The 23947-nt window shown below is 73.2% G+C and carries 19 protein-coding genes and 1 rRNA gene; 15 read left to right on the top strand and 5 right to left on the bottom strand.

Annotated elements, in window-relative coordinates:
• The first annotated feature begins 82 nt into the window (after positions 1–82).
• Positions 83–199: ribosomal RNA gene (rrf, locus tag Sdi02f_RS22050) — 5S ribosomal RNA — on the top strand.
• Between the two features lie 122 nt (positions 200–321).
• On the opposite strand, the gene Sdi02f_RS36115 is transcribed toward rrf, so the two are convergent.
• The gene (locus tag Sdi02f_RS36115) at positions 322–1323 is read right to left on the bottom strand and encodes a hypothetical protein (protein ID WP_218030781.1); all 1002 of its coding nucleotides are present in this window, start codon (positions 1321–1323) and stop codon (positions 322–324) included.
• A 57-nt stretch (positions 1324–1380) separates the two neighbouring features.
• Here Sdi02f_RS36115 and Sdi02f_RS36110 point away from each other — a divergent pair, with 57 nt between their 5' ends.
• Positions 1381–2124 carry a tetratricopeptide repeat protein gene (locus Sdi02f_RS36110; protein ID WP_199826754.1) on the top strand — a complete coding sequence of 248 codons (744 nt, stop codon included), beginning with the start codon at positions 1381–1383 and terminating at the stop codon, positions 2122–2124.
• An 85-nt stretch (positions 2125–2209) separates the two neighbouring features.
• Here the strand turns inward: Sdi02f_RS36110 and Sdi02f_RS22040 are convergent, their stop codons facing one another.
• Complete coding sequence (locus Sdi02f_RS22040; RefSeq protein ID WP_108933879.1) at positions 2210–3502, bottom strand: DUF1015 domain-containing protein; 1293 nt, start codon at positions 3500–3502, stop codon at positions 2210–2212.
• A gap of 70 nt (positions 3503–3572) precedes the next feature.
• Between Sdi02f_RS22040 and Sdi02f_RS22035 the strand changes: the two genes are divergently transcribed.
• The 4 genes from Sdi02f_RS22035 to Sdi02f_RS22020 all read left to right on the top strand — a co-directional run bounded on the left by Sdi02f_RS22035 (position 3573) and on the right by Sdi02f_RS22020 (position 7706).
• Complete coding sequence (locus tag Sdi02f_RS22035; RefSeq protein ID WP_030402801.1) at positions 3573–4604, top strand: HAD hydrolase-like protein; 1032 nt, start codon at positions 3573–3575, stop codon at positions 4602–4604.
• A gap of 95 nt (positions 4605–4699) precedes the next feature.
• The gene (locus Sdi02f_RS22030) at positions 4700–5746 is read left to right on the top strand and encodes a FecCD family ABC transporter permease (RefSeq protein ID WP_030402802.1); all 1047 of its coding nucleotides are present in this window, start codon (positions 4700–4702) and stop codon (positions 5744–5746) included.
• Positions 5747–5796: 50 nt separating this feature from the next.
• Positions 5797–6834 carry a FecCD family ABC transporter permease gene (locus Sdi02f_RS22025; protein ID WP_030402803.1) on the top strand — a complete coding sequence of 346 codons (1038 nt, stop codon included), beginning with the start codon at positions 5797–5799 and terminating at the stop codon, positions 6832–6834.
• Positions 6831–7706, top strand: coding sequence for an ABC transporter ATP-binding protein (locus Sdi02f_RS22020; RefSeq protein WP_107049679.1), 876 nt, complete (start codon positions 6831–6833; stop codon positions 7704–7706). Before Sdi02f_RS22025 ends, Sdi02f_RS22020 begins: the two co-directional genes overlap by 4 nt.
• On the opposite strand, the gene Sdi02f_RS22015 is transcribed toward Sdi02f_RS22020, so the two are convergent.
• A complete protein-coding gene (locus Sdi02f_RS22015) occupies positions 7690–8037 on the bottom strand; it encodes a sterol-binding protein (RefSeq protein WP_030402805.1) in 348 nt (115 codons plus the stop codon). The two genes, Sdi02f_RS22020 and Sdi02f_RS22015, sit on opposite strands and share 17 nt — an antisense overlap.
• Positions 8038–8079: 42 nt before the next feature.
• On the opposite strand from Sdi02f_RS22015, the gene Sdi02f_RS22010 reads away from it, so the two are divergent.
• From Sdi02f_RS22010 to Sdi02f_RS21990, 5 genes are all read left to right on the top strand, one after another.
• The gene (locus tag Sdi02f_RS22010) at positions 8080–8397 is read left to right on the top strand and encodes a hypothetical protein (RefSeq protein WP_108933878.1); all 318 of its coding nucleotides are present in this window, start codon (positions 8080–8082) and stop codon (positions 8395–8397) included.
• Positions 8398–8404: 7 nt separating this feature from the next.
• Positions 8405–9220 (top strand): hemolysin, encoded by an 816-nt coding sequence (locus Sdi02f_RS22005; protein ID WP_030402807.1) that lies wholly within the window; start codon positions 8405–8407, stop codon positions 9218–9220.
• Complete coding sequence (locus Sdi02f_RS22000) at positions 9217–10122, top strand: NAD kinase (RefSeq protein WP_007388321.1); 906 nt, start codon at positions 9217–9219, stop codon at positions 10120–10122. The genes Sdi02f_RS22005 and Sdi02f_RS22000 overlap by 4 nt, the downstream gene beginning before the upstream one ends.
• Positions 10123–10263: 141 nt before the next feature.
• On the top strand, positions 10264–12006 hold the full coding sequence (recN, locus tag Sdi02f_RS21995) for a DNA repair protein RecN (protein ID WP_174843378.1): 1743 nt from the start codon (positions 10264–10266) through the stop codon (positions 12004–12006).
• Positions 12007–12288: 282 nt separating this feature from the next.
• Complete coding sequence (locus Sdi02f_RS21990) at positions 12289–13437, top strand: glycosyltransferase family 4 protein (protein ID WP_108933877.1); 1149 nt, start codon at positions 12289–12291, stop codon at positions 13435–13437.
• Between the two features lie 24 nt (positions 13438–13461).
• Here Sdi02f_RS21990 and Sdi02f_RS21985 read toward each other — a convergent pair whose 3' ends face one another.
• A complete protein-coding gene (locus Sdi02f_RS21985; RefSeq protein ID WP_053663059.1) occupies positions 13462–15111 on the bottom strand; it encodes a PucR family transcriptional regulator in 1650 nt (549 codons plus the stop codon).
• 81 nt (positions 15112–15192) lie between these two features.
• Complete coding sequence (locus Sdi02f_RS21980) at positions 15193–16995, bottom strand: glycoside hydrolase family 15 protein (RefSeq protein ID WP_030402811.1); 1803 nt, start codon at positions 16993–16995, stop codon at positions 15193–15195.
• A gap of 608 nt (positions 16996–17603) precedes the next feature.
• On the opposite strand from Sdi02f_RS21980, the gene pyrG reads away from it, so the two are divergent.
• The 4 genes from pyrG to ald all read left to right on the top strand — a co-directional run bounded on the left by pyrG (position 17604) and on the right by ald (position 23544).
• The gene (gene pyrG / locus Sdi02f_RS21975) at positions 17604–19253 is read left to right on the top strand and encodes a CTP synthase (protein WP_030402812.1); all 1650 of its coding nucleotides are present in this window, start codon (positions 17604–17606) and stop codon (positions 19251–19253) included.
• 85 nt (positions 19254–19338) lie between these two features.
• The gene (locus tag Sdi02f_RS21970; protein ID WP_030402813.1) at positions 19339–19974 is read left to right on the top strand and encodes an NUDIX domain-containing protein; all 636 of its coding nucleotides are present in this window, start codon (positions 19339–19341) and stop codon (positions 19972–19974) included.
• Between the two features lie 284 nt (positions 19975–20258).
• Positions 20259–22286 carry a tetratricopeptide repeat protein gene (locus Sdi02f_RS21965; RefSeq protein ID WP_053638140.1) on the top strand — a complete coding sequence of 676 codons (2028 nt, stop codon included), beginning with the start codon at positions 20259–20261 and terminating at the stop codon, positions 22284–22286.
• Between the two features lie 133 nt (positions 22287–22419).
• Positions 22420–23544: an alanine dehydrogenase gene (gene ald, locus Sdi02f_RS21960; RefSeq protein WP_031084626.1), complete on the top strand. Its 1125-nt coding sequence runs from the start codon at positions 22420–22422 to the stop codon at positions 23542–23544.
• Positions 23545–23947: the final 403 nt, after the last annotated feature.

The following is a 23947-nucleotide window of genomic DNA, read 5'->3' as shown; positions in this document are numbered from 1 at the left end:
AGTTCTGAGGCAACGACCGTTGCCGGATTTGAGTAGAACGCATAATTAAAGAGTGTGCTTGTTCGCTCGAAACCATTAGGGTTTCGGTGGTCATAGCGTAGGGGAAACGCCCGGTTACATTCCGAACCCGGAAGCTAAGCCTTACAGCGCCGATGGTACTGCAGGGGGGACCCTGTGGGAGAGTAGGACGCCGCCGAACAATCTTTGGAAAGGACCCCTGGTCCCCAGCGTTCATGCTGGGGACCAGGGGTCCTTTCATTTTTCCAGGGCGCACCGGGTACCCGGTTGCGCGAGAATGACTTGCGGTACCGAAGACAGGAGTCACCCATGTCCACCAACTCTCCCGACGACCGACCGGAGCGCGATCAGCGGCGACGGGACACTGGTGACCGCGGTGACCGCAGGGGGCAGGGACAGCGCGGGGACCGTGGTGGGTTCCACCGCGACGACCGCCGCGACGACCGCCGAGGGGACGACCGCGGTGGACAGCGTGGTGGGTTCCGCCGCGACGACCGTGACCGCGGGCCGCGTCGTGACGACCGCGATCGCGGTGGCGACCGGGGCTTCCGCCGTGACGACCGAGGTGGTGACCGTCCGTCCTTCCGTCGCGACGACCGCGGTGACCGCGGCGACAGGGCGCCCTTCCGCCGCGACGACCGTCCCTCCTTCCGTCGTGACGACCGCAACGACCGTCCGTCCTTCCGCCGGGACGACCGCAACGACCGTCCGTCCTTCCGCCGGGACGACCGCCGTGACGACCGGCGCGACGACCGCCGTGACGACCGTCCTTCGTACCGCCGTGACGACCGTGGTGGCTTCGGCCGCCGTGACGACAGCCGGCGCGAGGACCGTGGTGGGCAGCGCGGCGGCTTCCGCCGTGACGACCGGCGTGACGACACTCGCGGTGGCGGTTACGGGCGTCGTGACGACAACCGCGGTGGTGGTTACGGGCGTCGCGACGACCGCGATCGCGGTGGTGACCGGGGCTTCCGGCGCGACGACCGGGGCGACCGTCCGTCCTTCCGCCGGGACGACCGCGACGACCGCCGGGATCGCGGCGACCGTCCCTCGTACCGCCGTGACGACCGGCGTGACGACCGCCGTGACGACCGTCCTTCCTTCCGTCGGGACGACCGGGGCGACCGTGGTGGTTTCCGCAGGGACGACAACCGTGGTGACCGCGGCGGTTTCGGCCGGCGTGACGACCGGCGCGACGGCGACCGCGGTGGCTTCCGCGGGCGGGACGACCGTGGCGGCCGTGGGCCGCGGCGCGACGACCGCGGTGGGCGGCCCGGCGGTTACCGGGGACGTGACGACCGGCACGGCGGCGGTGGCCGCTTCCGTGAGGAGCGGGACCGGGACCGGGAGCCGATCAAGCGCCTGCCGATCCCCGAGGAGGTCACGGGCGACGAGATCGACAAGGACGTGCGGCAGGAGCTGCAGAGCCTGCCCAAGACGCTCGCGGAGGACGTCGCCAGGAACCTGGTGATGGTCGCGCGGCTGCTCGACGAGGACCCCGAGTCCGCGTACGGGTACTCCAGGGTGGCCCTGCGGCTGGCGTCCCGTGTCGCCGCCGTACGCGAGGCGGCCGGGTTCGCCGCGTACGCCAACCAGAAGTACGGCGAGGCACTGGCGGAGTTCCGGGCGGCGCGGCGGATGACCGGGTCCGTGGAGCTGTGGCCGGTCATGGCCGACTGCGAGCGTGGGCTCGGCCGGCCGGAGAAGGCGCTGGACATGGCCGGCGCCCCGGAGGTGCACAAGCTGGACAAGGCCGGTCAGGTCGAGATGCGCCTCGTGGCCGCCGGTGCCCGGCGTGACATGGGGCAGTTGGACGCGGCGATCGTGACGCTGCAGAGCCCCGAGCTGGCCTCCCACTCCGTACAGCCGTGGACGGCGCGGCTGCGGTACGCCTACGCCGACGCGCTGCTGGCCGCGGGCCGGGAGCAGGAGGCGCGGGAGTGGTTCGCGAAGGCGGTGGAGTCCGACCGGGACGGCAGCACCGACGCCTCCGACCGGCTCGCCGAGCTGGACGGTGTGGAGTTCGTGGACGCCCTGGACGAGGACGGGACCGAGCCCGGCGGTGAGGTGGAGAGCACCCCGGTCGAGGACGGCGACAAGGACTGACGGCCGCGTGTGCGTACGGTGAGGGGGCGGGCCCCGTGAACAGGGCCCGCCCCCTCGTTGCGTCGGGGCCGGGGACCCGGCGGGCTCAGGCGTCGAGCGCGCGGAGTACCAGGCCGGAGGCCGGTTTCGGGCCGAAGGACGTGGACTTGCGGGGCATCGTGACGCCCTGTCGGGCCAGTTCGCGCACGACCTCCTCGCGGACCGGGTGCATCAGCACCGCCGTACCGCCGTCGCGTTCGGCCTTCTCGACGGTGGCCGCCGTGTCGTGGATGTAGGAGATGTGGGCCGCCGAGTCGTCGGGGACGTGCCAGACGTGGGCGAGGAGCGTGGCGTGCAGGACGGTGGCGTCCAGGGTGCGCCACGCCTCGGGCCGGCCGGTGGGAACCGTACGGGCCAGCAGGCCGGGGTCGGGCCGGTCGACGAGGTGGAAGGCGCCGTCGCCGGCGAGGAGGAAGGCGTTGCCCGCGTCGGCCGCCTTCGCCAGGGCGTTCAGGGACTCGTCCAGCGGTGACTCCAGGCGGCGGACGCGGAAGTGTCCGGCCAGGGCGGCCAGGGCGTCGTGCACCGGGACGTCGTGCAGCAGGCGGTGGATGGCGCGGACCCGGAGCGGATAGCGGGCCGTGTCGACCAGGAGCACCAGTCCGTGGTCCCAGGGGCCGGGAGAGGGGTGCTCCGCGCGGAGGGTGCGGTACGTCGCCCAGCGATGGTGGCCGTCGGCGATGAGCGCCTGGTGGTGGGAGAGCTCGGTCCGGACGCGGGCCACGGTGTCCGGGTCGGTGACCGACCACAGGCGGTGGCAGAAGCCGTCCTCCGTGGTCGTGGACAGGAGCGGCGGCTGCGCGGCCGTGCGTTCCACGAGGGCGGTGGTGAACGGGGTCCCGCCGTCGCCCCGGTAGGTCAGCAGCAGGGGTTCGAGGTTCGCCCGGGTCGCCCGCATGAGCGCCGCGCGGTCCGCGACGACATGGGGCATGACGTCCTCGTGCGGCAGGACCACCTGCTCGGCGGGGTCCGACACACGCACGGCGCCGATGACGCCGCGCTGCAGCAGGTCCTCGCCGTCGCGCTGTTCGTAGACGTACAGGCCCGGTTCGGGGTCGGTGGTCAGGACGCCCTCCGCCGTCCAGCGGTGCAGGGTGCGGGCGGCCTGCTCGTTGCGCGCATCGGGGGTGGCGGCCTGGGGGAGGATCAGCCGGACGATGTTGTGGGGGTCGGCCGATTCGAGGTGGAGCAGACCGTCGGGGCGGACCACCACGTCGTAGGGGGGTGAGGTCACGGCGGCCAGGCTGCCGACCCGGTCGGGGTCGTAGCGAAGGCCTCGGAACGGGGTGAGTTCCAGGCCCCGGCGCGCCGTTGCTTCCGGGTGACCTGCAGAGTTCATCCCGGCATCGTACGTGTGTCAGCGGCATGGGGGATGATCGGGGGAAAGCGAGAACGAGGAGCGATGCGCAATGAGCCGGAGCGTCAGGACGAGGCCCGAGGGCAGTGGGCGGGCCCTCAGTGAGGCCTACGACACGGCGCTGCTCGACCTGGACGGCGTGGTGTACGCCGGGGGGAACGCGATCGCGCACGCCGTCGACTCCCTCGCCACCGCCCGGGACGGCGGCATGCGCCTGGCGTACGTGACCAACAACGCGCTCCGGACCCCGGACACGGTGGCCGCGCACCTGACGGAGCTGGGCATAGCGACGGACGCCGGCGACGTCATCACCTCGGCGCAGGCGGTGGCCCGGCTGATCGCCGAGCAGGTGCCCCCGGGATCGCGGGTGCTGGTGATCGGCGGCGAGGGGCTGCGCGTGGCGCTGCGCGAGCGCGGCCTGGAGCCCGTGGAGTCGGCGGAGGACGATCCGGCGGCCGTGGTGCAGGGGTTCGGGGGCCCGGAGCTGCCCTGGGGCCGGTTCGCGGAAGCCTGCTACGCCATCGCGCGCGGCGTTCCCTGGTACGCCTCCAACACCGACCTGACCATCCCGGGCGCCCGGGGGATCGCCCCGGGCAACGGCGCGGCGGTGGAGGTCGTGCGGATCGCGACCGGCGCCGAGCCGCAGGTCGCGGGGAAGCCGTTGCCGCCCATGCACCGGGAGACGATCCTGCGGACCGGCGCGCAGCGCCCGTTGGTCGTGGGCGACCGGCTGGACACGGACATCGAGGGGGCGTTCAACGGGGAGGTGGACTCGCTGCTCGTGCTGACCGGCGTGACCGACGGGGCGACGTTGCTGGCGGCACCGCCGCAGCACCGGCCGACCTACGTCGACGCCGATCTGCGCGGGCTGCTCACCGGGCAGCCTGAGGTCACCGGCGACGCGGACGGCGGCTTCCGCTGCGGCGGCTGGACGGCTACGGCCGGTGCGGAGCGGCTGGAGCTGACGGGCGACGGCGGGGCGCTGGACGGGCTGCGGGCCCTGTGCGCGGCGGCCTGGACGGCGGGCGGGGAGCAGGGCTGCGGGCTCGATTCGGGCAAGGTGCTGGCGCGCTTGGGGTGGTGAGCGGGGGACGAGGGGAAGGCGCCCGTTCATGGCCCGGGGGTGCTGGTGAGGACTCGGGGACGTGACCCATTGGCAGGGTAGGCTAACCTAACTGCGTGTTGGTCGACAGTCCCCCCGAACAGCGCGCGGAGACCGCTCCCGCGCCGCCCTCCAAGCGCCGCGTCCTGCGTGCCGCGGGGCTGCCCGTCGCCCTTGCGGTCCTGGTGTGCGTCGCCTTGGCGAGTATCGCGATCGGGGCCAAGGACCTGTCCCTGGCCCAGGTCTGGCACGGCCTCTTCCACGACTCGGACACCTACGGCGACGTCGTCGTCGGCGAGCGGCTGTCGCGGACCGTGCTCGGTCTGCTGGCCGGCGCGGCCCTGGGCCTCGCGGGAGCCGTGCTGCAGGCGCTGACCCGCAATCCGCTGGCCGATCCGGGGCTGCTCGGCATCAACGCCGGCGCCTCGGCGGCCGTCGTCACGGGCATCACCTTCTTCGGCGTCACCTCGCTGAGCGGGTATGTGTGGTTCGCCTTCGCAGGCGCGGCGGGGGTCGGCGCGCTGGTCTGGTTCCTGGGCGGCAGCCGGGGGGCCACCCCGGTGCGGCTGGTGCTGGCCGGCACGGCGATCAGCGCCGCGCTCTTCGGCTACCTCCAGGCCGTGATGATCATGGACGACGCGGCGCTGGGCCGGATGCGCTTCTGGACGGTCGGCTCGCTCGCCTCGGCGACGACCGGGACCATCCGCGAGGTGCTGCCGTTCTTCGTCACGGGCACCTTCCTCGCCCTCGCGCTCGCCCGGCCGCTCAACGCCATGGAGATGGGCGACGACACCGCCAAGGCCCTCGGCGCCAACCTGAACCGCACCCGGGCGCTGTCCATGCTCGCGGCGACCGTGCTGTGCGGCGCCGCGACCGCCGCCTGCGGGCCGATCGTGTTCGTCGGGCTGATGATCCCGCACATCGTCCGCTCCTTCACCGGTCCCGACATGCGCTGGATCCTGCCGTATGCGGCGATCCTGTCCCCGGTGCTGCTGCTCGGCGCGGACGTCCTCGGCCGGATCGTGGCCCGGCCCTCCGAACTCCAGGTCGGCATCGTCACCGCCGTCCTCGGCGGTCCGGTGTTCATCTTTCTCGTACGACGGCGGAGGACGGCCCAACTGTGAGGAACGGGAAGACCGCGAGGACCGGCGGGAACGGGAGGACCGTGCGGACCGTGAAGACCAACCGTGCCGTGCGCAGCCCGGGCGGGCTGTCCTTCCGCCTGGACGTGCGGGCCACCGTGGTGGTCGCCCTGCTGCTGGTCCTCGCGTGCGTCGCGAGCGTCCTGCTGATCGGCACCGGCGACTTCGACATACCGGCCGGCGACGTATTGAAGACCCTGGTCGGCCGGGGCAACGCCGGGCAGGAGTTCATCGTCAACGAGCTGCGCCTGCCGCGGGTCCTGGTCGGACTGCTGGTCGGCGGCGCCCTCGGCGTCGGCGGCGCGCTCTTCCAGGCCATCTCCCGCAATCCGCTCGGCAGTCCGGACGTACTCGGCCTCGGGCAGGGCGCGACGGCCGGGGCGCTCATCATGATCGTCCTGTTCTCCGGCAGCTCGGCCCAGGTCACCGTGGGCGCGCTCGTCGGCGGCCTGGTGACCGGTCTCGCCATCTACCTGCTCGCCTGGAAGCGGGGCGTGCACGGGTACCGGCTGGTCCTGGTCGGCATCGGCGTGTCCGCGATCGTCACGGCGGTCAACGGCTACCTGATGACCCGGGCCGACATCGTCGACGCCTCCCGCGCCGTCGTCTGGATGACCGGCTCCCTCAACGGCCGCGACTGGGACCAGGTGTGGCCCCTGCTCGCGCTGTGCGCCGTACTCGTCCCGCTCGTGCTCACCAACGGACGGGCGCTGCGCATGATGGAGATGGGCGACGACATCTCGTCCGCACTCGGCGTGCGCGTCGAGCGGGTGCGGGCGCTGCTGATGGTGGCCGCCGTCCTGCTCACCGCCGCGGCCACCGCCGCCGCCGGACCGGTCAGCTTCGTCGCGCTGACCGCGCCGCAGCTCGCCCGGCGTCTGACCCGCTCGCCCGGCCCCAACCTCGTGCCGTCCCTGTGCATGGGCGCCGCCCTGCTGGTCGGCGCGGACTTCATCTCCCAGCGGGCCTTCGGCGCCGACCAACTGCCCGTCGGCGTCGTCACCGGCGTACTGGGCGGCGTCTACCTGCTGTGGCTGCTGGTCACCGAGCGCAAGGCGGGCCGGATATGAGCGCCGGTACCGGCAAGCGCAGCGGGTCCGAGAACCGAAGGAGCAACGTGAACCGCCTGACCGCCGAGAACGTCACCCTCGCCTACGACCAGCGGGTCATCGCCCAGGAGCTGTCGGTGGAGATACCCGACAACTCCTTCACGGTCATCGTCGGCCCGAACGCGTGCGGCAAGTCCACCCTGCTGCGGGCCCTGTCGCGGATGCTCAAGCCGTCCGAGGGCCGGGTGCTGCTCGACGGGTCGGTCATCCAGTCGATGCCCGCCAAGCAGGTCGCGCGGACCCTCGGCCTGCTCCCGCAGTCGTCGGTCGCGCCCGACGGCATCACCGTCGGCGACCTCGTCGGCCGCGGCCGCTACCCGCACCAGGGCATCCTGCGCCAGTGGTCGGCCGAGGACGAGCGGGTCGTCCAGGAGTCGATGGCACAGACCGGCATCGCCGAGCTGGCCGACCGCTACGTCGACGAACTCTCCGGCGGCCAGCGCCAGCGCGTGTGGATCGCCATGGCGCTCGCCCAGCAGACCCCGCTGCTGCTGCTCGACGAGCCGACGACGTACCTGGACATCCAGCACCAGATCGACGTCCTCGACCTGTGCGCGGAGCTGCACGAGGAGCAGGGCCGCACCCTCGTGGCCGTCCTGCACGACCTCAACCACGCCGCCCGCTACGCCACCCACCTCATCGCCCTGCGCGGCGGGGAGGTCATCGCGGAGGGCGCGCCGAAGGACATCGTCACCGCCGGACTGGTCGAGCGGGTCTTCGGCCTGCGCTGCCAGGTCATCGACGACCCGGAGACGGGCACGCCGCTGGTGGTGCCGGCCGCGCGCAAGGCACGTGCCGAGCGGGAGAAGGCGGTCGCTACAGGAGCTTCCTGAGCCGGAACAGATCGCGCAGGCCCGCCTCCAGCCTCACCCGCCCCGAGCCCCAGGCGCGGGCGAAGTTCAGCTCGCCCGCCACCAGGGCCACCAGGTCGTCGCCGGTCATCGCCAGCCTGATCTCGGCCCTCTCGCGCGGCGGGCCCTCCAGGGTCTCGCGCACGTCGATGCGGCCGTCCGCCATGCGTCCGGCGAAGGTGACGTCCAGGTCGGTGATGTGGCAGCTCACCGAGCGGTCCAGCTCCGCGGCGGCCCGCACGTCCCCCTCGGCGCCGCGCATGCTGTCCGAAAGCTTGTCGAGTGCGGCACGGCACTCCTCAGTCGTCGCCATCGGGACCGACCGTACCGCAGCGCCACACGGTAGCGTCGGGGCATGAGCGACGCAGTACCGGAGCCGGAGCCCGAGGAGCCGGAGCACGGCGCGCACCCGGACCCCGGGTACGAGCCGGCCGCCCCCGCCCCGCTGGACGTCCCGCGCGCCCCCACCGGGAACGCCGAGGTCGACGCCCGGCTGGCGCGGCTGGCCGACGCCGACCACCTGGCCACCGACGGGCATGTCGAGGTGTACGAGGATGTACACCGGGGGCTGCGCGACGCGCTCACCGCGCTCGACGCCCGCCCGGGACCTCCGGAACCCCCGGGGCGCCCGGGGCCCCCGGCGCCGCCATCACCGTACGACCGCAGGAGCTGAACCGAACGTGGCAGGAGTCGCACGCCGCCGTCTCGACGCGGAGCTGGTCCGCCGCCGACTGGCGCGCTCGCGCGAGCACGCGAGCCAGTTGATCGCCGCCGGGCGGGTCACCGTCGGCAAGACCGTCGCGACGAAGCCCGCCACACAGGTCGAGACCGCCGCCGCGATCGTCGTGAGCGCCGACGACAGCGACCCCGACTACGTCTCGCGCGGCGGCCACAAGCTCGCCGGCGCCCTCGCCGCCTTCGTCCCCCGGGGCCTCGTCGTCGAGGGGCGGCGGGCGCTGGACGCAGGCGCGTCCACGGGCGGCTTCACCGACGTACTGCTGCGGGCGGGCGCCGCACACGTCGTTGCCGTGGACGTCGGGTACGGGCAACTCGCGTGGAGTCTCCGGCAGGATGAACGCGTCACCGTCAAGGACCGTACGAACGTACGCGAGTTGACGACGGAAGCGATCGATGGGGAGCCCGTGGACCTGGTCGTGGGAGATCTGTCCTTCATCCCGCTCGGACTGGTGCTGCCCGCCCTGGTGCGCTGCACCCGGCCGGACGCCGACCTGGTGATGATGGTGAAGCCGCAGTTCGAGGTGGGCAAGGACCGGCTGGGCAGCGGGGGAGTGGTGCGCAGCGCGGAGCTGCGGGCCGAGGCAGTGCGGGGCGTCGCCCAGCGGGCCTGGGAGCTGGGGCTCGGGGTGAAGGGGGTCACCGCCAGTCCGCTGCCCGGTCCCTCCGGGAACGTCGAGTACTTTTTGTGGCTGCGGGCCGGCGCCGCCGCACTGGACCCGGCCGACGTTGACCGTGCAGTGGCGGAGGGGCCGCGTTGACACAGAACCGAGCGCGAACCGTTTTCCTGCTCGCCCACACCGGACGCCCCGCCGCGATCCGCAGCGCCGAGCTGGTGGTGGGCGGGCTGCTGCGGGCCGGGATCGGCGTACGGGTCCTGGAGGCCGAGGCGCGCGACCTGCCGCTGCCGGGCGAGGTGGAGCTGGTCGGCGAGGCCACGCCGCAGTGCCTGGACGGGTGCGAGCTGCTGATCGTGCTGGGCGGCGACGGCACGCTGCTGCGCGGCGCCGAGTTCGCCCGCGCCTCCGGGGTGCCGATGCTCGGGGTCAACCTCGGGCGGGTCGGCTTCCTCGCGGAGGCCGAGCGCGACGACCTCGACAAGGTCGTCGACCGGGTGGTGAACCGGGCCTACGAGGTCGAGGAGCGGATGACCGTCGACGTCGTCGTGCACCGCAACGGCGACATCGTCCACACCGACTGGGCGCTGAACGAGGCCGCCGTGCAGAAGGCGGGCGCCGAGAAGCTGCTGGAAGTCGTGCTGGAGATCGACGGCCGGCCGGTGACCGGGTTCGGCTGCGACGGCATCGTCCTGTCGACGCCGACCGGGTCGACGGCGTACGCCTTCTCGGCCGGCGGCCCCGTGGTGTGGCCCGAGGTGGAGGCGCTGCTGATGGTGCCGATCAGCGCCCACGCGCTGTTCGCGAAGCCCCTGGTGACCTCGCCGGACTCGGTGCTCGCGGTGGAGGTGCTGCCGCACGTCCCCCCGGGGGTGCTGTGGTGCGACGGGCGCCGGACGGTGGAGCTGCCGCCGGGGGCGCGGGTGGAGGTGCGGCGGGGGGCGGTGCCGGTGCGGCTGGCCCGGCTGCACCACGCGTCGTTCACGGACCGGCTGGTGGCGAAGTTCGCGTTGCCGGTGTCCGGATGGCGCGGGGCGCCGCACTAGCCGGTCTCGAAGGGGTGGTTCCGCCGTGAGCCGGCCGCGGGTCGTCCGTGGCTGGTCACGCGGTTGCCCGTGCCCTCGGCGGCATGCCCCTTCCCGGCGTGACGGGGGCCGCCTGTGTGCGCTTCCGGCCCTCGACCTCGTATGGTCTTTTCCGTGCTTGAGGAGATGCGGATACGGTCGCTCGGAGTCATCGACGACGCCGTGGTCGAGCTGTCGCCCGGGTTCACCGCTGTCACCGGTGAGACGGGTGCCGGCAAGACGATGGTGGTCACCAGCCTGGGCTTGCTGCTGGGCGGGCGCGCGGACGCGGCGCTCGTGCGGATCGGGGCGAAGAGCGCGGTCGTCGAGGGGCGCATCGCCGTGCCCGACGACGCCGCGGCCGCCGTGCGCGCCGAGGAGGCCGGGGCCGAGCTGGACGACGGGGCGCTGCTGATCAGCCGTACCGTTTCCGCCGAAGGGCGCTCGCGCGCGCATCTGGGCGGGCGGTCGGTGCCGGTGGGGATGCTCGCCGAGCTGGCCGACGAGCTGGTGGCGGTGCACGGGCAGACCGACCAGCAGGGGCTGCTCAAGCTGTCCCGGCAGCGGCAGGCCCTCGACCGGTACGCGGGCGACGCGGTCGCCGGGCCGCTCGCCAAGTACGCCGAGGCGTACCGGCGGCTGCGCGCCGTCGTCACCGAGCTGGACGAGATCACCACGCGGGCGCGGGAACGCGCCCAGGAGGCCGACCTGCTGCGCTACGGCCTCGACGAGATCGCCGCGGTCGAGCCGCGCGCCGGTGAGGACGTGGAGCTGGCGGAGGAGGCGGAGCGGCTCGGGCACGCCGAGGCGCTCGCATCGGCCGCCACGGCCGCCCACGCCGCCCTGGCGGGCAATCCGGAGGACCCCGAGGGCGTGGACGGCGCGACGCTGGTCGCGGGCGCGCAGCGGGCCCTGGACGCCGTACGGTCCCACGACCCGGCCCTGGCCGCGCTCGCCGAGCGGATCGGCGAGATCGGCATCCTGCTGCGCGACGTGGCCGGGGAACTCGCCGGGTACGCCGACGACCTCGACGCCGACCCGCTGCGGCTGGCGGCGGTCGAGGAACGCCGGGCCGCGCTGACCGGACTCACCCGGAAATACGGCGAGGACATCGCCGCCGTACTGAGCTGGGCCGAGCAGGGCGCCGCGCGGCTGACCGAGCTGGAGGGCGACGACGAGCGGATCGGTGAGCTGACCGCCGAGCGGGACGCGCTGCGGGCAGAGCTGGGCGGGCTCGCCCAGGCGCTGACCGACGCGCGCACCGAGGCCGCCGAGCGGTTCGCCGCCGCGGTGACCGCCGAGCTGGCCTCGCTGGCCATGCCCCACGCGCGCGTGTCGTTCGAGATCCGGCAGACCGACGACCCGCAGGGCGTCGAGGTCGGCGGGCGCACGGTGGCCTACGGGCCGTCGGGCGCCGACGAGGTGGAGCTGCTGCTCGCCCCGCACCCCGGCGCGCCGCCGCGGCCGATCGCCAAGGGCGCGTCCGGCGGTGAGCTGTCGCGCGTGATGCTGGCCGTGGAGGTCGTCTTCGCGGGCACCGACCCGGTGCCGACGTACCTCTTCGACGAGGTCGACGCCGGGGTCGGCGGCAAGGCGGCGGTGGAGATCGGCCGGCGGCTGGCGCGGCTGGCGAAGAACGCCCAGGTCGTCGTCGTCACGCACCTGCCGCAGGTGGCCGCGTTCGCCGACCGGCAGCTGCTGGTGGAGAAGACCGACGACGGCTCGGTGACGCGCTCCGGCGTGAAGGTCCTCGAGGGCGAGGACCGGGTCAGGGAACTCTCCCGGATGCTGGCCGGACAGGAGAATTCCGAGACCGCCCGCGCCCACGCGGAGGAGCTGCTGGAGACGGCCCGGGCGGACCAGTAGGCACGTCGGCGTGGCGTCACGGGCGCGGTCGTGCCGCTCTTCCTGACGTACGCCCCGGCCCGCCGGGGCGTACGCGTCGGATTCACTCGCACGGGTGAGGCGGTTTCCTGGCGTTGTCACCCCGTCGGTCCGCTCGCGGCGGCCGTCGTTCCCGGAACACCCGTACGGCCTGGCATCCTTGACGGAGCGGCGTACCGGAGAGAGCGCGGCGCGCGCCGTCCGCACCATCCTTCTGTACGTTCTTCGTGACCGTCCCCCGCCGAACCCAGGAGCCCCGGCCAGGTGACCCCCGTGAGCAGCCCCTCACCGCACGGCCAGTCGCCACTGCGCACCGTGCAGGTGCTGGGCGGCGGCAACGCCGGCAGCAGCGCGCACGTGCGCTCCCTGGCCGCGGGGCTCGTCGCACGGGGCGTGAAAGTGACGGTGTGCGCCCCCTCCGATGCGGAGTACACCTACGACTTCACGGGCGCCGGAGCCGACCACGTCCCCGTGCCGCGCAGCAGCGACCCCGTCTCCGTGGCCGCGCTGCGGACGGTGTGCGCGGACGCCGACCTGGTGCACGCCCACGGACTGCACGCCTCCTTCCGTGCCGCGCTGGCCCTCGGCGGACGCCGCGTGCGCACGCCGCTCGTGGTCACCTGGCACGACCGGGTGCACGCCGAGGGGGCCCGCGCCCACCTGCTGCGCGTGCTGGAGCGGCGGGTGATGAAGGCCGCCACCGTGGTGCTCGGCGCCACCTCGGAGCTGGTCGACGGGGCGCGGCGGACGGGCGCGCGGGACGCCCGCCTCGGCCCCGTCGCGCTCCCCGCCCGGCCGGGTCCGCCGCCCGGCCCCGAGGACCCCGACCGGCTGCGCTCCAAACTCCGCGCCGAATTCGGCGCCGTCGACCGCCCGTTGCTGATCGCGGTCGGCTCCCTCGACCGGCACCGGGGATACGACGTCCTGCTCGACGCCGCCCGTGTGTGGCGCCGCCTCGACCCGGCTCCGCTGGTCGTCGTCGCCGGGGAGGGGCCGCTGCGCGGGGAGTTGCAGGAGCGCATCGAGGGCGAGGGGCTGCCGGTGGTGCTCCTCGGCAGCCGCGAGGACGTGCCCGAACTGCTGGCGGCGGCCGACCTCGCGCTGCTCCCGAGCCGCCGGGAGCCGGGGCGCTCCGTTCTCGCCCAGGAGGCCCTCCACGCGCGCGTGCCGCTCGTCGCCAGTGACGTCGGCGGCATCCCCGAGCTGGTCGGCGACGCCGCCGAACGCGTGCCGCCCGGCGACGCGGTGGCGCTGGCCGGGGCCGTGGTCCGTCTCCTGCGCGACCCCGCGCGGCGGGCCGAGCTGAGCGAGCGCGGCGCACGGCAGGCGGCCACCTGGCCGACCGAGGACGAGACCGTCGCCCAGGTGCTGAGCATCTACGACGAGTTGACGCAGCCCACGCCGTTGCTCTAGGCATCCGGCCCCGCGCGTCCGGCGCTACGGAACGTGCCGGCGGGCGCGCAGGGCCAGGCTCAGCGCCAGTACGGTCTGCGGGTCGTCGAGGTCGGTGCCCAGCAACTCCCCGATGCGGGCCAGCCGGTTGTAGAGCGTCTGCCGGTTGAGGTGCAGCTCGCGGGCCGTCTCCGCCTTGCGGCCCGCGTGGGCCAAGTACGTCTGGAGGGTGGGCAGCAGGGGCGGTTTCGAGCGGTCGTCGTGGTCGCGCAGCGGACCGATCGCCCGGTCCACGAACGCCGCGAGGTCCGGATGGTCGCGCAGCCGCCACAGCAGCAGGTCGATGTCCAGGCGCCGGGCGTCGTACCAGAGCCGGTCGGTGAGGCCCTGCGCCGCGGTCGCCGTCTCCGCCGCGTGGCGCAGTCCCGCCGACGCCGCCGCCCAGCCGCCGGACACCCCGACCACCACGACCGGCGGCTGCCGGCCCGGCCGCAGCATCCCGGCCCGCTCCACGCCCGCCCGCAGCGCCGCCGCGACCCGGTCCGCGATCGCCGCCCGCTCCGACTCCGAGCGCAGCCCCAGCAGCAGCGGTACCCGGCCCTCCACCGGCCGCACGCCCAGCAGGACCGGGACCCCCACCGAGGCCAGCTCCTCGGCGACCGCGCGCGCCAGCACCGCCCAGCCGCCGCCCGCCGGGGACAGGGCGTCGCCGAGCCGCATGACGACCGGGAGCAGTGGGCCGGTGCCCGGCTTGAAGCCCAGGACCCGCGCCTGCGCCGGGGCGTCGGCCGCGGTGATCCGGCCCTCGGCGAGGTCGGTGAGGAAGTCGCCGCGCCCGCGCGCCGCCAGCTCCTCCTCCTGGCGCGCCTGCATCAGCACCACGGCGAGGATGCCGGCCGCCCGCTCCGCCGCCATCCGGTGCACCGGCGCCAGCGGGGCCCGGACCGGCAGCAGCACCAGCCGGGCCCGGACCGACCCGGCGCCGGGCCCGCCGCCGGGCACGTCCACCAGGACCGAGCCCGCCGGGGGCGGCGCGTCCTTGTGCGGGCCCCGCAGCCCCTCCCACACCTGGAGCGGGTCGGCGGCGCCCTCGGGTCCGGAACCGGCGGCGTACAGCAGGCGGCCGTCGGGCGTCTCCAGGAAGACCGGGTTGCCGGCGAAGTCGGCCAGGATGGCGAGGACCTGGGGCACCCCGCCGCCGCCCAGCAGGGCACCGGTGCAGCGGCGGTGCACCTCCTCGGCCCGCTGGAGCAGCGCGTAGTGGCCGTTGACGATCTCGGTGTGGATCTCCTCGGTGACCGTCACGAACGGCACCTCGCGGTGCAGTTGCACCAGAGGCAGCCCGGCCGCGCGGGCGGTGTCGACCAGCGCGGCCGGCAGCCGGGCGAAACGCGGCCCCAGCTCCACGACGAGGGCCGCGATGCCCCGCTCGGCCAGCGTGCGCACGAACGCCCGCTGCTCGGCGGGGCGGGTGCCCAGGCCGTACCCCGTGGTCAGCAGCAGTTCGCCGCCCTTGAGGAGCGAGGCGATGTTGGGCACCTCACCGGCGTGCACCCAGCGCACCGTGCGGTGCAGGCGGTCGGCGCCCGCGAGGACCTCCGGCAGACCACCGCGCAGCCCGGGCAGCTCCAGCGCCCGCCGTACCGTGATCCCGGCGCCCTGGGTGTCGAATCCGCTGTTCGTGCCGCTGTCCATGAGCCGGACGCTACCCGGCGCGACCCCCGCCGGGACATCCACCTGCACGCCCCGGGGCCGACGGCCGGCGCGCGGGGCCCCTCAGCCCCCGTACGCCCCGCTCGCCGTCAGCCGGAGGGCGGTGTCGATCAGCGGCACGTGGCTGAAGGCCTGCGGGAAGTTGCCCACCTGGCGCTGCAGGCGGGGGTCCCACTCCTCGGCCAGGAGACCGAGGTCGTTGCGCAGGGACAGCAGCTTCTCGAAGAGCTTCCTGGCCTCGTCCACCCGGCCGATCATCGCCAGGTCGTCGGCCATCCAGAACGAGCAGGCGAGGAAGGCGCCCTCGTCGCCCGGGAGGCCGTCGACGCCCTCGTCCTCGCCGTCCGTCGGGTAGCGCAGGATGAAACCGTCCGAGGTGGACAGCTCGCGCTGGATGGCCTCGATGGTGCCGATGACCCGCTTGTCGTCCGGCGGCAGGAAGCCCATCTGCGGGATCAGCAGCAGGGAGGCGTCCAGCGCCTGGGACCCGTAGGACTGGGTGAACGTGTTGCGTTCCTTGTCGTAGCCCTTCTCGCACACGTCCCGGTGGATGTCGTCGCGCAGCTGCTTCCAGCGCTCCAGCGGGCCGTCCGCGTCGCCGGACTCGATCAGCTTGATGGTGCGGTCGACGGCCACCCAGGCCATCACCTTGGAGTGCACGAAGTGGCGGCGCGGGCCGCGCACCTCCCAGATGCCCTCGTCCGGCTCGTTCCAGTGGTCCTCCAGGTAGCGGATCAGCTTGAGCTGGAGGACCGAGGCGTAGTCGCTGCGGGCCAGGCCCGTCATGTGCCCCAGGTGCAGGGCCTCGGTCACCTCGCCGTAGACGTCGAGCTGGAGCTGGTGGGCCGCGCCGTTGCCGACCCGGACCGGGGTGGAGTTCTCGTAGCCGGGCAGCCAGTCCAGCTCCGCCTCGCCCAGCTCGCGCTCACCGGCGATGCCGTACATGATCTGCAGGTTCTCGGGGTCGCCCGCGACCGCGCGCAGCAGCCACTCGCGCCAGGCGCGGGCCTCCTCGCGGTAGCCGGTGCGCAGCAGCGAGGACAGGGTGATCGCGGCGTCGCGCAGCCAGGTGTAGCGGTAGTCCCAGTTGCGGACGCCGCCGATGTCCTCCGGCAGGGAGGTGGTGGGCGCGGCGACGATGCCGCCGGTCGGGGCGTACGTCAGGGCCTTCAGCGTGATCAGGGAGCGGACCACTGCCTCCCGGTAGGGCCCGTGGTACGTACAGTGCTCGACCCACTCGTGCCAGAAGTCCTCAGTGGCCACCAGCGACTGCTCGGGCTCCGGCAGCGCCGGCGGCTCCTTGTGCGAGGGCTCCCACGAGATGGTGAACGCGATCCGGTCACCCGGCGCCACCGTGAGGTCCGCGTACGTGGTCAGCGCCTCGCCGTAGGTCTCCGCCTCCGTGTCGAACCACACCGAGTCCGGGCCCGCGACGGCCACCGTGCGGCCCTGCTGCTTGTGCACCCAGGGCACCACCCGGCCGTAGCTGAACCGCATCCGCAGCTCCGAACGCATAGGCACCCGGCCGGAGACGCCCTCCACGATCCGGATCAGCTGCGGCGCGCCGTCGCGCGGCGGCATGAAATCGATCACCCGGACGGTGCCGCGCGGGGTGTCCCACTCGGACTCCAGGATCAGCGAGTCGCCGCGGTAGGTCCGCCGGGTCGCGGTGGGCGGTTCGGCGCCGGGGGCGTAGGCGGGGCCGAGCCGCCAGAAACCGTGCTCCCCGGTGCCCAAGAGGCCGGCGAAGATGGCATGCGAGTCGAAGCGGGGCAGGCACAGCCAGTCGACTGTGCCGTCCCGGCAGACCAGGGCAGCGGTCTGCATGTCTCCGATGAGTGCGTAGTCTTCGATGCGCCCGGCCACGTGCAACTCCAGTCGAACGGCCACGTCACCCCGCGTGGGGGCGGTCGCTAGTGCGGTCAGCGGTCAAGGGTGGGGTCAGGGGGATGGGTCAGGAAATGTGGGGTCGAGGATGTGCGCCCTGCCGGTCATGCCTCGTTGAGTCATGAAGCAAAGCAGCCGTTCGGCCGTGAAGCCAAACGTGGGTGTCCCGCAGGACGATTGTCGCTCCCCGAGGGACAGTTGTTGTTCAACGAACGGACGAGCTCTCGTTGTTCCGGTGATGACGGGCGAGGGGTGGTGCCGCATCGCCGGGCGGCCTCGGCAGCGAACGTCCGAGCAGGATACGACGCACGTAGATGGTCTGTGTGCCGCTCCGGGCAAGCCGGGTCCGCCGAACGAGTGACCACGGGGTGAGGAAGCAGTGACGTTCCCTCCTGCGTGTCCGGGCGTGCGCGGAGGGTGGCCGGAAGCCATCGCCCCGAGGCGCTGATACGCTGGTAGCCCGTGGACCGGTGGGAGAAGAACCCCGGAACCGCAGCGACGGCGCCGCCGACGACTCCCGGTACGTCCGGGGCGGAGGACGAACGCACCGCACCCCAGACCGCGACCACGGGAGCCCCCTCTTGGCCATGCCGCCCAAATCTTCGACGACCAAGCACATCTTCGTCACCGGGGGTGTCGCCTCCTCGCTGGGCAAGGGGCTGACCGCCTCCAGCCTCGGCATGCTGCTCAAGGCCCGGGGCCTGCGCGTCGTGATGCAGAAGCTCGACCCGTACCTGAACGTCGACCCCGGCACGATGAACCCCTTCCAGCACGGTGAGGTCTTCGTCACCAACGACGGCGCCGAGACCGACCTGGACATCGGACACTACGAGCGCTTCCTCGACCGTGACCTGGACGGCACCGCCAATGTCACCACGGGGCAGGTCTACTCGGCCGTGATCGCCAAGGAGCGGCGCGGCGAGTACCTGGGCGACACCGTGCAGGTCATCCCGCACATCACCAACGAAATCAAGCACCGCATCCGCCGCATGGCGACGGACGAGGTCGACGTCGTGATCACCGAGGTCGGCGGCACCGTCGGCGACATCGAGTCGCTGCCCTTCCTGGAGACCGTCCGCCAGGTCCGGCACGAGGTCGGCCGCGACAACGTCTTCGTCGTGCACATCTCGCTCCTGCCCTACATCGGTCCCTCGGGCGAGCTGAAGACCAAGCCGACCCAGCACAGCGTCGCCGCCCTGCGCAACATCGGCATCCAGCCGGACGCCATCGTGCTGCGCTGCGACCGCGAGGTCCCCACCGCGATCAAGCGCAAGATCTCGCTGATGTGCGACGTCGACGAGGACGCCGTCGTGGCCTGCCCCGACGCCCGCTCCATCTACGACATCCCCAAGGTCGTCCACACCGAGGGCCTGGACGCCTACGTCGTGCGCAAGCTCGACCTGCCGTTCCGCGACGTGGACTGGACGACCTGGGACGACCTGCTCGACCGCGTGCACAAGCCCCAGCACGAGATCACCATGGCGCTGGTCGGCAAGTACATCGACCTGCCCGACGCCTACCTCTCGGTCACCGAGGCGCTGCGCGCGGGCGGCTTCGCCAACCGGGCCCGCGTGAAGATCAAGTGGGTCACGTCCGACGACTGCAAGACCCCGGCGGGCGCCAAGGCGCAGCTCGGCGACGTCGACGCGATCTGCATCCCGGGCGGCTTCGGCGAACGCGGCGTGACCGGCAAGGTCGGCGCGATCAAGTACGCCCGCGAGAACAGGATCCCGCTGCTCGGCCTCTGCCTGGGCCTGCAGTGCATCGTGGTCGAGGCCGCGCGCAACCTGGCGGACATCGGCGACGCCAACTCCACCGAGTTCGACCCGGCCACCTCCCACCCGGTCATCTCCACCATGGCCGAGCAGCTGGACATCGTGGCCGGTGAGGGCGACCTGGGCGGCACGATGCGGCTCGGCATGTACCCGGCGAAGCTGGCCGAGGGCTCCCTCGTGCGCGAGGTCTACGACGGCAAGGAGTACGTCGAGGAGCGGCACCGCCACCGCTACGAGGTGAACAACGCCTACCGCGCGGAGCTGGAGAAGAAGGCCGGCATCGTCTTCTCGGGCACCTCCCCGGACGGCAAGCTCGTCGAGTACGTCGAGTACCCGCGCGACGTCCACCCGTACCTGGTCGCCACCCAGGCCCACCCGGAGCTGCGCTCGCGCCCGACGCGCCCGCACCCGCTCTTCGCCGGGCTGGTCAAGGCCGCGGTCGAGCGGAAGACGTCGAAGTAACACACCGGTTGTACGGTGGCCGGGGCGCGCGACTCGACGGTGCGGGCCCCGGCTTTCGCGTACGTCTGGAAAGGTCAGGTCACCGATGACGGGCAGCACGATCAAGGACACTCCCGAGGAGTGGGAGATCCGGGGCAGCCAGACCCCCTTCCGGGGCAAGAAGACCTCGGTCCGCACGGACGACGTGGTCATGCCCGACGGCTCCGTGGTCTCCCGCGACTACCAGGTCCACCCCGGCTCGGTGGCCGTCCTCGCGCTGGACGGCGAGGGCCGGGTGCTGGTCATCCGGCAGTACCGGCACCCCGTGCGGCAGAAGCTGTGGGAGATCCCGGCCGGGCTGCTCGACGTCCCCGGGGAGAACCCGCTGCACGCCGCCCAGCGCGAGCTGTACGAGGAGGCGCACGTCAAGGCCGAGGACTGGCGGGTGCTGACCGACGTCTACACCACGCCCGGCGGCTGCGACGAGGCCGTACGGATCTTCCTCGCCCGGGGGCTGTCCGAGGCCGTCGGCGAGCGCTTCGAGGTCGAGGACGAAGAGGCCGACATGGAGCTGACCCGGGTGCCGGTGGAGGAGCTGGTCCGGGGGGTGCTCGCGGGGGAGCTGCACAACAACTGCCTGGTCGTGGGCGTGCTCTCGCTGGTCGCGGCGGAACGGGGCGACGGCCTCGACGCCCTCCGCCCGGCCGGGGCGCCGTGGCCGGCCCGGCCCTTCGAGGCGTAGCGGTCGCAGCGGTCGTAGAGGTCGTAGGGGGCTGGGCGCGTGCCGGGCCGTGCGGGCTGCGGGCGTCCCGCGGTGCCGCCGGGGACGCGGTCCAGCCGGCGGGCACGTGGTCGGGGGCCGGGACCGGCGCCCTGCTGTGCCCGGTGTGACCATCGGTTGATCCGATCAGGGGATCCGTCCGCCGCGCTCCACCGGGAACGTCGCAGAGCGTGAACTAGGCTCGGAAACGCCCGAACCGGGCTTCCGGCGGGCACCGGCGTGCGGTGGGATCGGGAGTGTGGCCCGTGACGGATCAGGCGGTGGACACGGACGGCGTACGGCTGTCTCAGGACCCTGCTGAGGAGAGCGGGTTCCTGGGCCGCACCCGGGAGCTGAAGGAGTTGCGCGCCGACATCGAGCGCGCCGGTCTCGACACCCTCTCCGGCCGCAAGGCCCCCCGCGCGCGTGTGCTGCTCATCGCGGGCCGCCCCGGCTCGGGGCGCACCGCGCTCGCCGAGGAACTGGCCGCGCAGGTCGCGGACGAGTATCCCGACGGCGTGCTGCGGGCCAGGCTGAGCGAGCCGGACGGCACCCCCGTCCCTGTCGAGCGGCTCGCCCGGGGGCTGCTCACCGAGCTGGAGCGCACCGCACCGCCCGGGGCCGACGAGGACGACCTCACCGAGGCCCTGCGCGCGGCGCTGGCCGACCGCAGGGCCCTGCTCCTGCTCGACTCCGTCGCCGACGCCGAACAGGTCGACGCCCTGCTGCCCGACACCCCGGACTGCCTGGCCGTCGCCGTGTCCGAGGGGCCGCTGACCGGCATCACGGATGTCCGGCCGTGCACCCTGGGCGGCCTGGACACCAAGTCGGCCCTGGAACTGCTGGCCCGCCACACCGGCTCCGTCCGCATCACCGTCGACCCCCGGGCCGCCGAGCACCTGGTCGAGCTGTGCCAGGCCCAGCCCGCCGCCCTGACCCTGGCCGGCGGCTGGCTCGCGGCCCGCCCCCAGGCGGCCGTCGCCGACCTCGCCAAGCACCTCCACGCGGAGAACGACGAGGGGAGCGCGCTCGACCGCGTCTTCCGCCTCGTCTACGCCTCGCTGCCCGCCACCGCCGCCCGGATGCTGCGGCTGCTCTCCCTCGCCCCGGCGGGCCTGGCCGACCCGCACACCGCCTCGGCGCTCGCCGGCTGCTCGGTGAGCAGTGCCCGCACCACCCTGGACGACTTCGTCGCCCTCGGCCTGCTGCACGCCGTCGACTCGCCGCTGCCCGCGTACGAGGTCCCCGCGTGCCTGCACGGCCGGCTGAGCCGCCTCGCCCGCAAGCAGGACCGGCCCGCCGAGCTCCAGTTGGCCCGCGCCCGCATGCTGGAGCGGACGGTGCGGCTGCTCCAGTCCTGCCGGGCGGTCACCGAGACCGACAGTCCGCAGGCCCGCGAGAAACTCCTCGCCACACCGCGCGACCTGCGGTTCCCGCACCCCAGAGCCGCCGCCGACTGGCTGCGCGCCCGGCGTCCCGCCCTGCTGGCCTCCGCCCGCCTCGCGGTCGCCGACGGCGAGCTGGACACCCTCGCGCGCCGGCTGATGTCCCAGCTGGTGCGGGCCATGGTCGCCCACTTCGGCACCCAGGCCGCCGCCCCCGACCTGTACGGCGTCCACCGCCTCGTCCTCGACGTCGCCGAGCGCCGCGAGCTGCCCCGGGAGAAGGCCGCGGCCCTGCTGAACCTGGCCGACCTGGACGCCCGCACCGGCCGTACCGCCGAGGCCCTGGTGCGCTACCGGGCCGCGCTGGACGCCGGACGCGAGGCCGACGACCCGTACGCGACCGGCCGCGCCATGGAATCCGTGGGCGGCGCCCACCTGGAGCTCGGGGACTACGACCGGGCCGCCGACTGGTTCGGCCGGGCCCTCGCCCAGCGCCTCGCCCGCAGCGAGCGCGCCGACGCCGCCCGGGTCTACGGCCGTCTCGCCACCGCCCACACCTACGCCGGTCGCTACGGCGAGGCGGTACGGGCCTGGCGGGCGGCCATCGCCGGGTACCGCAAGAGCGGCGACGTGGCCGCGCACGCGCGGGCCCTGGCGGAGCTCGCCCGGGTCCAGGAGTACGCCGGGCGCCCCGAGGAGTCGCTGCACACCTGCCAGGAGGCCGTGGACTGGGCCCGCCGGGCCGAGGACGAACGGCTCCAGGCCGCCCTGCACCTCCGGCTCGCCGACGCCCTCGACCGGCTCGGTGACCCCGTCGCGGCCGGACTGCAGCGGCGGGCGGCCGAGCGCATGCTGAGGGAAGACCCCGCAGACGCCTGCGAAACTCTTGGCGCATCGACTGAAGATTGATGCTTTGAAAGGCTAGACACAGGGAACACCTTCATTAAACTGGCTCTGCCGCACGTTCTCCTGCGGTCTCTCCCGGTGTGCCCGCACTTGAGCGGGTATGCCTTGCACCAGCCCATTCTCTGAGCCAAGGACCGTGATCCACGTGAAGGTCGGCATCCCCCGCGAGGTCAAGAACAACGAGTTCCGGGTGGCCATCACCCCCGCCGGCGTGCACGAACTGGTGCGCCACGGTCACCAGGTCGTCGTCGAGCACGACGCCGGCGTCGGCTCCTCGATCCCCGACGAGGAGTACGTCGCGGCCGGTGCGCGGATAGCCGGCACCGCCGACGAGGTCTGGGCCGCCGCGGACCTGGTCCTGAAGGTCAAGGAGCCGATCGCGGAGGAGTACCACCGGCTGCGCAAGGACCAGACGCTCTTCACCTACCTGCACCTGGCCGCCTCCAAGGAGTGCACGGACGCCCTCGTCGAGTCCGGCACCACCGCCATCGCCTACGAGACGGTCGAGCTGCCCGGCCGCGCGCTGCCGCTGCTGGCCCCCATGTCCGAGGTCGCGGGCCGGCTGGCCCCCCAGGTCGGCGCCTATCACCTGATGGCCGCCAACGGCGGCCGCGGTGTGCTGCCGGGCGGTGTCCCCGGTGTGCTCGCGGGCCGTGCCGTCGTCATCGGCGGCGGTGTCTCCGGCTGGAACGCGGCGCAGATCGCCATCGGCCTGGGCTTCCACGTCACTCTGCTCGACAAGGACATCACCAAGCTCAAGGAAGCCGACAAGATCTTCGGCACGAAGATCCAGACCGTCGTCTCCAACGCCTTCGAGCTGGAGAAGGCCTGCCTGGAGGCCGACCTCGTGATCGGCGCCGTGCTGATCCCGGGAGCCAAGGCGCCGAAGCTGGTCAGCAACGAACTGGTGTCCCGCATGAAGCCCGGAAGTGTCCTTGTCGACATCGCGATCGACCAGGGCGGCTGCTTCGAGGACTCCCGCCCGACCACCCACGCCGAGCCGACCTTCCCGGTCCACGACTCGGTCTTCTACTGCGTCGCCAACATGCCCGGCGCGGTGCCCAACACCTCCACCTACGCGCTCACCAACGCCACGCTGCCGTACATCGTGGAGCTGGCCGACCGCGGCTGGCGCGAGGCGCTGCGCCGCGACCCGGCGCTGGCCAAGGGGCTCAACACCCATGACGGCAAGGTCGTTTACAAGGAGGTGGCCGAGGCGCACGGCCTGGAGTACGTCGAGCCGGCCTCGCTGCTGGCCTGAGCCGCCGGTCAAGTAGGCGACCGGAAAAGGCGATACGTCAACAGTCGTCGTCAACCGCGCACACCCGGCCGGACCTTGCCCGACAAGGTCCGGCCGGGTGTGTGTATGGTCACTTTGCGATTCTCGGTCAACTCGCCTCGAACGTAACGCTTCAACCGATTCGCGCACCGGTGAAACCTGCTGTGCGACGGCCGTACGCCCTTGACAGAGGGATGTTTCATTGCCGACACATCGGGCCGGGTCCGGCGGATTGTGTTGCTGCGGACGGCCGACACGCCATAGAGTCGCCGAACGTCGGCATGGTGCCACGCTGACCTGTCTAGAAGTTACCTGGTCACCAAGGAGGTAAGACGACTTGTGAATGAGTCGACATTTACTCCCGGGGGTGGTCAACCAGGAACGC

The sequence above is a fragment of the Streptomyces ardesiacus genome (assembly GCF_003112575.1).
GTDB classification, from domain to species: Bacteria; Actinomycetota; Actinomycetes; order Streptomycetales; family Streptomycetaceae; genus Streptomyces; species Streptomyces ardesiacus.
This window is presented reverse-complemented; position numbering and strand designations above follow the sequence as displayed.

What these genes read in the sequence shown, in the direction of transcription:
- Sdi02f_RS22040 (WP_108933879.1), bottom strand. Translation starts at nt 3,502, where the DNA reads ATGAACTCTGCAGGTCACCCGGAAGCAACGGCGCGCCGGGGCCTGGAA.
- Sdi02f_RS22035 (WP_030402801.1), top strand. Translation starts at nt 3,573, where the DNA reads ATGAGCCGGAGCGTCAGGACGAGGCCCGAGGGCAGTGGGCGGGCCCTC.
- Sdi02f_RS22020 (WP_107049679.1), top strand. Translation starts at nt 6,831, where the DNA reads ATGAGCGCCGGTACCGGCAAGCGCAGCGGGTCCGAGAACCGAAGGAGC.
- Sdi02f_RS22015 (WP_030402805.1), bottom strand. Translation starts at nt 8,037, where the DNA reads ATGGCGACGACTGAGGAGTGCCGTGCCGCACTCGACAAGCTTTCGGAC.
- Sdi02f_RS22010 (WP_108933878.1), top strand. Translation starts at nt 8,080, where the DNA reads ATGAGCGACGCAGTACCGGAGCCGGAGCCCGAGGAGCCGGAGCACGGC.
- recN (WP_174843378.1), top strand. Translation starts at nt 10,264, where the DNA reads ATGGTCTTTTCCGTGCTTGAGGAGATGCGGATACGGTCGCTCGGAGTC.
- Sdi02f_RS21985 (WP_053663059.1), bottom strand. Translation starts at nt 15,111, where the DNA reads ATGGACAGCGGCACGAACAGCGGATTCGACACCCAGGGCGCCGGGATC.
- pyrG (WP_030402812.1), top strand. Translation starts at nt 17,604, where the DNA reads ATGCCGCCCAAATCTTCGACGACCAAGCACATCTTCGTCACCGGGGGT.
- Sdi02f_RS21970 (WP_030402813.1), top strand. Translation starts at nt 19,339, where the DNA reads ATGACGGGCAGCACGATCAAGGACACTCCCGAGGAGTGGGAGATCCGG.